This is a genomic window from Sphingobium sp. ba1, assembly GCF_000743655.1.
GTDB lineage: Bacteria > Pseudomonadota > Alphaproteobacteria > Sphingomonadales > Sphingomonadaceae > Sphingobium.
Genome location: NZ_JPPQ01000069.1, coordinates 1,138,099 through 1,144,055 on the forward strand (window position 1 = coordinate 1,138,099; position 5,957 = coordinate 1,144,055).

Below are 5,957 nucleotides of genomic sequence, written 5' to 3' on the forward strand. Positions count from 1 at the left end.
AACGCGGTTTCGGCCTACAGCAACTGCGGCAGCGCCCAGGTCATGCTGGCAGGTTATGCGGACAAGTCGGGTTCGGCTTCGTACAACGTCGGTCTGTCGCAGCGTCGCGCTGACGCCGTTAAGGCATACATGGCGTCGAAGGGTATCCCTGACGGCGTGATGACGACCCAGGCGTTCGGTGAAACGAACCCCCGCGTCGAAACCGCCGACGGCGTTCGCGAACTGCAGAACCGTCGCGTGGAAATCACCTACGGTCCCGGTTCGGGCATGTAAGATTTTCCGTCCTTCGGGATGGAGAATGGATGAGGGGCTGGTCGCAAGACCAGCCCCTTTTTCTTTGTTGGCGAAAGATGTAAGAGTATTGCAGGAAACTTTCTAGTGCAGCACACATGCTTCCACTATGCTGTCTGTCCATATGACATATATTATATGATTGCGGGCAGGGATTGCTTTAGGGGAAGTAAGTGATCGAGATTAGTGATCCTAAGCCTGTTTCATTAGCATGGTCATTAGCATGTATGGCTGCGAGTTTGGTCGTAGCCGTGTCCTTCAACGAAACGATCCTACCTGATAAGGGCAAGGTAGTTTTTTTGGGTTTTTTCGTAACTACGTTCGTTGGTAAATCAATCGTTGGAATGGCAAGCAGAAATACGATCACGATATTTGTTTCGGCCGTTGCTCTGGTTCATATTGCTTTGATTCTAGTCGCGCCTCGCGATAGCCTTTATCCGGGAGGCATTCTCTTTCCGATTGGGATCATAGACATCGGTGTTTGTTATCTAGCTTTCCGCTGGATGCAAAAAGCCCTGGACGTGAGCCGCTAGACTGGTCATCCGCCCATCGCCGCGAAAGGACCATTAGGAAGTGGCGGTCTCGCACCTTGCCTAATGGTGAGGTAGCACCGCTCCATATAATCAGGTTCGCATCGACCGCCCTGTTCGCTGAGCGGCGTCCAGTGGGACGGCAGGCTCTGCGCTCGTCAGTGATGCGGTATTTCCTACCGCAGTTCCACCATTCCGCTATTATTTCGGTTCCGTGATGACAAACGGGAGTCGATCCGCAACAAAAGCCATCCTGTCGCGTTGCTCGATAATCCATATCCCTAGGAGTCTGCCATGCATTTTGCGCCATTTCTTGCCGCCCTGCCTTTAGCTCTGGTCGTTGGCGCTTGCGCAACTACCACGCCTGATGCCGCATCCACGGCCGCGCCGATGGCGGGGGCCAAGCTGATGGCGGGCGACGGCGCCGCGCGGGGCGAGGCGATGATCACGCAGGCGGCCGATGGGCTGCATGTCGTCGTCAAGGCGATGGGCCTGACGCCCGGCACGCATGCCGTTCATATCCACACCACGGGCACTTGCACCGGGCCCGACTTTGCCAGCGCGGGCGGTCATTGGAACCCGACCAATCGCCAGCATGGCAAGGATAATCCTGCGGGCATGCATATGGGCGACATGCCCAATATGCTGGCCGGGCCGGACGGCACGGGCAAGATCGAATATCATGTCGCGGGCGGGATGATCAGCGGCGGGTCGATGCCGTTGATGGATGCCGATGGCGCGGCGGTCGTGATCCATGCGCAGGCGGACGATAATAAGAGCGATCCGGCCGGTAATGCGGGCGGGCGCATCGCCTGCGGGGTTATCGCAGCGAAATGATTCTGATGGCGCGGCGGGCTTGGCCGGCCGCGCTTCAATCTTGGAAATCGCCTTCGCCGACATGGGCGCCGAAACGGGCGATCGCGTGATAGCTCGCCCCGTCATGGCCAAGATGGCTTTCGAACAGGGCAAAGCTGTCGACCGCAAAGGGCGGGCTGGTCAGGGCGGCGTGGCGGGCGAGGAACGGGTCGAGCAGGCCGCCGCCCCGACCAAAGCGCGCCAACGTGATATGCGGTCGATAGGCGCGGCCTTCGGGCGGCAAGCCGACGGCGACGCAGGCGCGATCGATCTTGCGGTGCAGGCTGGCGAGGGGATCACGCGGTTCGACCCCAGCCCAGAGGGTGTCGACCACGCCCTTGCGATCGAAGATGCCGACCCCCGCGACCCCGACGTCGAAGGGCGTAAAGCGGATGAGCCGAAGCGCATCGACAAGGTCGTTGGCGCGATGGCGATCCACTTCGCCGACGAAGCGCAGGGTGAGATGGAGTTGGGCATCGCTTTGCCACCGGGCTCCGGCCACGCCCGCCATGATGGCGAGCAGCGCGGCGCGATGGCTGGCAGGAGGGCGGACGGCGACGAACAGGCGATGCATAAGACGGTGATAGCGATTAGCGAACGCCCGCGCCAATTGTAACGTTAGAATGCTGCTGCACCCCGGACTTGAATATGCCGGGCAAAAGGGCGATAATAGAGGTGTCGGCATTGGATGACCGACAAAGGAGACGAATTTCATGGCCAACTGGTCCGACCCCCGTTCCGACACCCGTTCGAATATGGCGGGCTTTGGCGGCGCGACCGCTGACCGTAGCGCGGCGTTCGACGCCGGACTGCGCAGCTATATGCTGTCGGTGTATAATTATATGGCGAGCGGCGTCTTGCTGACCGGCGTCGTCGCGATGCTGTTCGCGTCGAGCGGCATGGCCGCGCAGGTGCTGGGCGGTCCCGGCATCCTGAAATATGTCATCATGTTCGCGCCGTTGGTCTTCGTGATGGTGCTGAGCTTTGGCATCAACAAGCTGTCGACGGCGGCTGCGCAGGGGCTTTTCTGGGCCTATGCCGCGGTGATGGGCCTGTCGCTCTCGTCGATCTTCCTGGTCTATACCGGCACGTCGATCGCGCAGACCTTCTTTGCGACCGCCGCCGCTTTCGCGGGTCTCAGCCTGTTCGGCTACACCACCAAGAAGGATCTGTCGGCTTTCGGCACCTTCCTGATCATGGGCGTGGTCGGGCTGTTCGTTGCGATGCTGATCAACCTGTTCCTCCAGTCGAGCGTGATGGATTTGGTCATCAGCGGCGTCGGCGTACTGTTGTTCGCGGGTCTGACGGCCTATGACACGCAGAAGATCAAGAGCATGTACGCCTATGTCCAGGGCACGGACATGATGGGCAAGACGGTCATCATGGGGGCGCTGAACCTCTATCTCGACTTCATCAACATGTTCCTGTTCCTGCTGCGCTTCATGGGCGGCAGCCGCGACTGATCGACTGCGGTGAGAGAATAGAAAAAGGCCCGGCGGAGCGATCCGCCGGGCCTTTTTCGTTTTCAGCCTGCGCGTGGCAGCGTGTCTCGACTTCGGTCGACACGAACGGGATCGATCAGGCTGGCTTCTGCATTTCGGCGATGAGGGCGTTATCGATCGCCTTTTGCCGTTGATAGGCGGGGCGGGTGCGCAGGCGGTCGGCATAGGCGGTCAGCGCGGGTGTTGCGGGCATGGTGCCGAAGGCGAGGCCCCAATCGACCTGGGAGCCGACATAGACGTCGGCGGCGGTGAATTGGTCGCCGCAGATCCATTGGGGCACGGAAACCGCCTGTCCCAAAGCCTGCAGCACGTCGTCGAGCGTGCCATAGCCAGCCGCGCGCTCGCGGCCTTCGGGGACGACGAAGCCCATCGCCTTGTTGGTGATGGCGGATTCGAGCGGCCCGGCGGCGAAGAAGAGCCAGCGATAATAAGTGCCGCGGGCATCGGTGGGCGGAGCGAGATTGGCGGCCGGGAAAGCGTCGGCGAGATAGGCGCAGATAGCGGCGCATTCGGTGACGATGGTATCGCCATGGCGAATTGCGGGCACCTTGCCCATCGGGTTGATGGCGAGATAGTCGGGTGCCTTCATGGTCGTGCCATAGTCGAGAATGACCGTGTCATAGGCGACGCCGGTTTCCTCCAGCATCCAGCGGGCGATCTGCCCGCGCGACATGGGGTTGGTGTAGAAAGTAAGGCTGGTCATGGGATCGACTCCTGATAGGCGGCGACGACTATGCGGCAAGAGCGGCGGCGGAACCAGTCGGGGGGATCGTTGCGCCGTTCAGGATCTATAGGTTTTTCGTCATCCCCGCGAAGGCGGGGATCCATCTCAGGCCCTATCGAAAGACCGAAGGTTGGGAGATGGGTTCCCGCCTTCGCGGGAATGACGATGATTCGTATGCGATCCGCATTTCGCAACGATCCCCAGTCGGCGAACGGGTCATGCGTAATATGTCCGAATTTTCCGATTTTTCCCGGCGCGATTCAGAGATAGGAAAGGGCTGCGCGTTAATAAGTTGCGATATTGCTCATGCTTCATGGTATTCCTTTATGATCCAGGCCCGGCCCGTACCGTCGCAGCAGATGCAGGGGAGACGCATGTTGGAAGATCGGATCGCCAAGCTGTCCGACGTGCAGAAGCAATGCCTGCGCCTCGCCGCGAGCGGATGCAGTTCCAAGGAAATCGCGCCTGAAGTCGGTCTGTCGCACCAGACGGTCGATCAATATATCCACCGCGCCCGCGTCACGCTGGGCGCGGAAAATCGGCGCGATGCGGCCCGTATCCTGATGGATGCGGAGAGCGCGCAGCCGTTCAAACAATTTGAATTAAAGCCGTCCCGCCTTGATGACCCGCAGGATTCCTCCATTGTGGACCTACCGGCTGCCGAGCCAGTGACGTTAGTCGAACGGATCGGCCTGCCGCCCATCGGAGGCAAGACGAATGACCTGACCGTTCAGCAAAGGCTATATGCGATAGCCCGGATTGCCTTTTTCCTGATGATCACCGCGACGGCGATCATCATCATCAGCAAGGGTGCGTTCGTCGTCCTGTCCTGACCCTGACGACGCCGCCTGACCTTTCCATCTTTTCAACCTAGCAACGTGGAGCCATGCGGTTCCGCGAGGGGATATGCCATGCCTGATTATAATCCGATGCTCGCCCGCCGTGTCGTGACCGATATCGGCCGTACGCATAATGCGATCGACGGGGCGCTCAAGAAGCTGTCGATGCTGACGACCGACGTGCTGGAAGCGTTCAGCGACGCGCAGTTGAACGACGCGATGACGCAGCCGGTGCTGGAAGATATCGCCAATGGCTTTTCGACCATCGTGGCGGGCCGCGGCGCGTTCGTCAGCGCGCATCAGAAGCTCATTGAGATGAAGATGGAGTCCAATCTGCGCAAGGTGGAGATTGGTTGCTCGATCGGCCCGATCTGTCCGCTGCCGTTCGTCGAGGAAGCGCAACTGCGTGAGGTTGCCTAACCCGATCCGCAATGATGCGGTGCCTGCGATCATGAAGTGACCCCACGGCCATGCTGCTTCTGACCTATTGGATCATGACTCTTTGCTGCTGCATTTATGCAGCGGCGAAGGGGGGCACGACCGGGCGGGCGGGTGCGGCCATCGTCCTGTTCAAGACGGTGGCCATCGCGCTCGTTACCTATGTCGAGCGCGACTGGCAGATCACGTCCTATTCGCTGTTACAGGTGGATGCGGCGTGTCTGGTCGCCTTTTTATGGCTGAGTTTGCGGAGCGACGAATATTGGCCGCTCTGGTCGACCGCCTGCCAGTTTCTGGCGGTGGCGATCCATGTGACGACATTGGTGCAGCCCGAACTGACGCCGAAAGTCTATCAGGGGCTGCATAGCTTGTGGGCCATACCGATGCAGTTGTTCATGCTGCGCGGGATCGTCCTCGACCGTCGGTTCCGGCGGCGGCGCGGCAGGATGATCGCGGCATGACGCGGCTGCATCCCCTATCTGGAAAGTCCGTGGCGATGAGCCAAAGCTATCGAATATTGCATGTCGATAATGACAGCGACATGCGGCTGGTGGTCGAGATGGCGACGCTGCTGGATACCGGCATGACCATCCGCAGCGTGCCGAGCGGCGCGGCGGCGATCGACCTGTGCCTGGCGCAGCATGCGCGACCGGACATTCTCATGCTGGATTATCGATTGCCGGACATGAGCGGGCCGGAATTATTGCGGCGGTTGCGCCGCGATCCCGCCTTTGCGGACATGCCGGTCATTTTCCTGACCGACAGTTCGGGCCATGAG

Annotated in this window: 10 protein-coding genes; 8 read left to right on the forward strand and 2 right to left on the reverse strand. The window is 60.2% G+C overall.

Annotation, left to right across the window (positions count from 1 at the left end):
* The 3 genes from IL54_RS08565 to IL54_RS08575 form a co-directional block, all read left to right on the forward strand.
* Nucleotides 1-273, forward strand: a 273-nt coding sequence (locus tag IL54_RS08565; protein WP_156106282.1) for an OmpA family protein, incomplete at its 5' end; no start/stop codon positions are given.
* 191 nt (nucleotides 274-464) lie between these two features.
* A complete protein-coding gene (locus IL54_RS08570; RefSeq protein WP_156106179.1) occupies nucleotides 465-824 on the forward strand; it encodes a hypothetical protein in 360 nt (119 codons plus the stop codon).
* A gap of 291 nt (nucleotides 825-1,115) precedes the next feature.
* On the forward strand, nucleotides 1,116-1,658 hold the full coding sequence (locus IL54_RS08575) for a superoxide dismutase family protein (protein WP_037474797.1): 543 nt from the start codon (nucleotides 1,116-1,118) through the stop codon (nucleotides 1,656-1,658).
* A gap of 34 nt (nucleotides 1,659-1,692) precedes the next feature.
* Here IL54_RS08575 and thpR read toward each other — a convergent pair whose 3' ends face one another.
* Entirely contained in the window at nucleotides 1,693-2,250 is a 558-nt protein-coding gene (thpR, locus tag IL54_RS08580; RefSeq protein ID WP_037474798.1) for an RNA 2',3'-cyclic phosphodiesterase, read from the reverse strand.
* Between the two features lie 139 nt (nucleotides 2,251-2,389).
* On the opposite strand from thpR, the gene IL54_RS08585 reads away from it, so the two are divergent.
* On the forward strand, nucleotides 2,390-3,139 hold the full coding sequence (locus IL54_RS08585; RefSeq protein ID WP_037474800.1) for a Bax inhibitor-1/YccA family protein: 750 nt from the start codon (nucleotides 2,390-2,392) through the stop codon (nucleotides 3,137-3,139).
* Nucleotides 3,140-3,254: 115 nt separating this feature from the next.
* Here IL54_RS08585 and IL54_RS08590 read toward each other — a convergent pair whose 3' ends face one another.
* On the reverse strand, nucleotides 3,255-3,881 hold the full coding sequence (locus tag IL54_RS08590) for a glutathione S-transferase family protein (protein WP_037474802.1): 627 nt from the start codon (nucleotides 3,879-3,881) through the stop codon (nucleotides 3,255-3,257).
* Nucleotides 3,882-4,276: 395 nt separating this feature from the next.
* Here IL54_RS08590 and IL54_RS08595 point away from each other — a divergent pair, with 395 nt between their 5' ends.
* From IL54_RS08595 to IL54_RS22885, 4 genes are all read left to right on the forward strand, one after another.
* Nucleotides 4,277-4,735 carry a helix-turn-helix domain-containing protein gene (locus tag IL54_RS08595; RefSeq protein WP_052027767.1) on the forward strand — a complete coding sequence of 153 codons (459 nt, stop codon included), beginning with the start codon at nucleotides 4,277-4,279 and terminating at the stop codon, nucleotides 4,733-4,735.
* Between the two features lie 78 nt (nucleotides 4,736-4,813).
* Nucleotides 4,814-5,161: a hypothetical protein gene (locus IL54_RS08600; protein WP_037474804.1), complete on the forward strand. Its 348-nt coding sequence runs from the start codon at nucleotides 4,814-4,816 to the stop codon at nucleotides 5,159-5,161.
* 50 nt (nucleotides 5,162-5,211) lie between these two features.
* Nucleotides 5,212-5,640, forward strand: coding sequence for a hypothetical protein (locus IL54_RS22215; RefSeq protein ID WP_052027612.1), 429 nt, complete (start codon nucleotides 5,212-5,214; stop codon nucleotides 5,638-5,640).
* On the forward strand, nucleotides 5,637-5,957 hold a 321-nt coding region (locus IL54_RS22885; RefSeq protein WP_081913042.1), incomplete at its 3' end, for a response regulator. The genes IL54_RS22215 and IL54_RS22885, both read left to right, overlap by 4 nt.

Bases quoted from the DNA above. Each gene is read 5' to 3' on its own strand.
- IL54_RS08575 (WP_037474797.1), top strand. From the start codon at position 1,116: ATGCATTTTGCGCCATTTCTTGCCGCCCTGCCTTTAGCTCTGGTCGTT.
- thpR (WP_037474798.1), bottom strand. From the start codon at position 2,250: ATGCATCGCCTGTTCGTCGCCGTCCGCCCTCCTGCCAGCCATCGCGCC.
- IL54_RS08585 (WP_037474800.1), top strand. From the start codon at position 2,390: ATGGCCAACTGGTCCGACCCCCGTTCCGACACCCGTTCGAATATGGCG.
- IL54_RS08590 (WP_037474802.1), bottom strand. From the start codon at position 3,881: ATGACCAGCCTTACTTTCTACACCAACCCCATGTCGCGCGGGCAGATC.
- IL54_RS08595 (WP_052027767.1), top strand. From the start codon at position 4,277: ATGTTGGAAGATCGGATCGCCAAGCTGTCCGACGTGCAGAAGCAATGC.
- IL54_RS08600 (WP_037474804.1), top strand. From the start codon at position 4,814: ATGCCTGATTATAATCCGATGCTCGCCCGCCGTGTCGTGACCGATATC.
- IL54_RS22215 (WP_052027612.1), top strand. From the start codon at position 5,212: ATGCTGCTTCTGACCTATTGGATCATGACTCTTTGCTGCTGCATTTAT.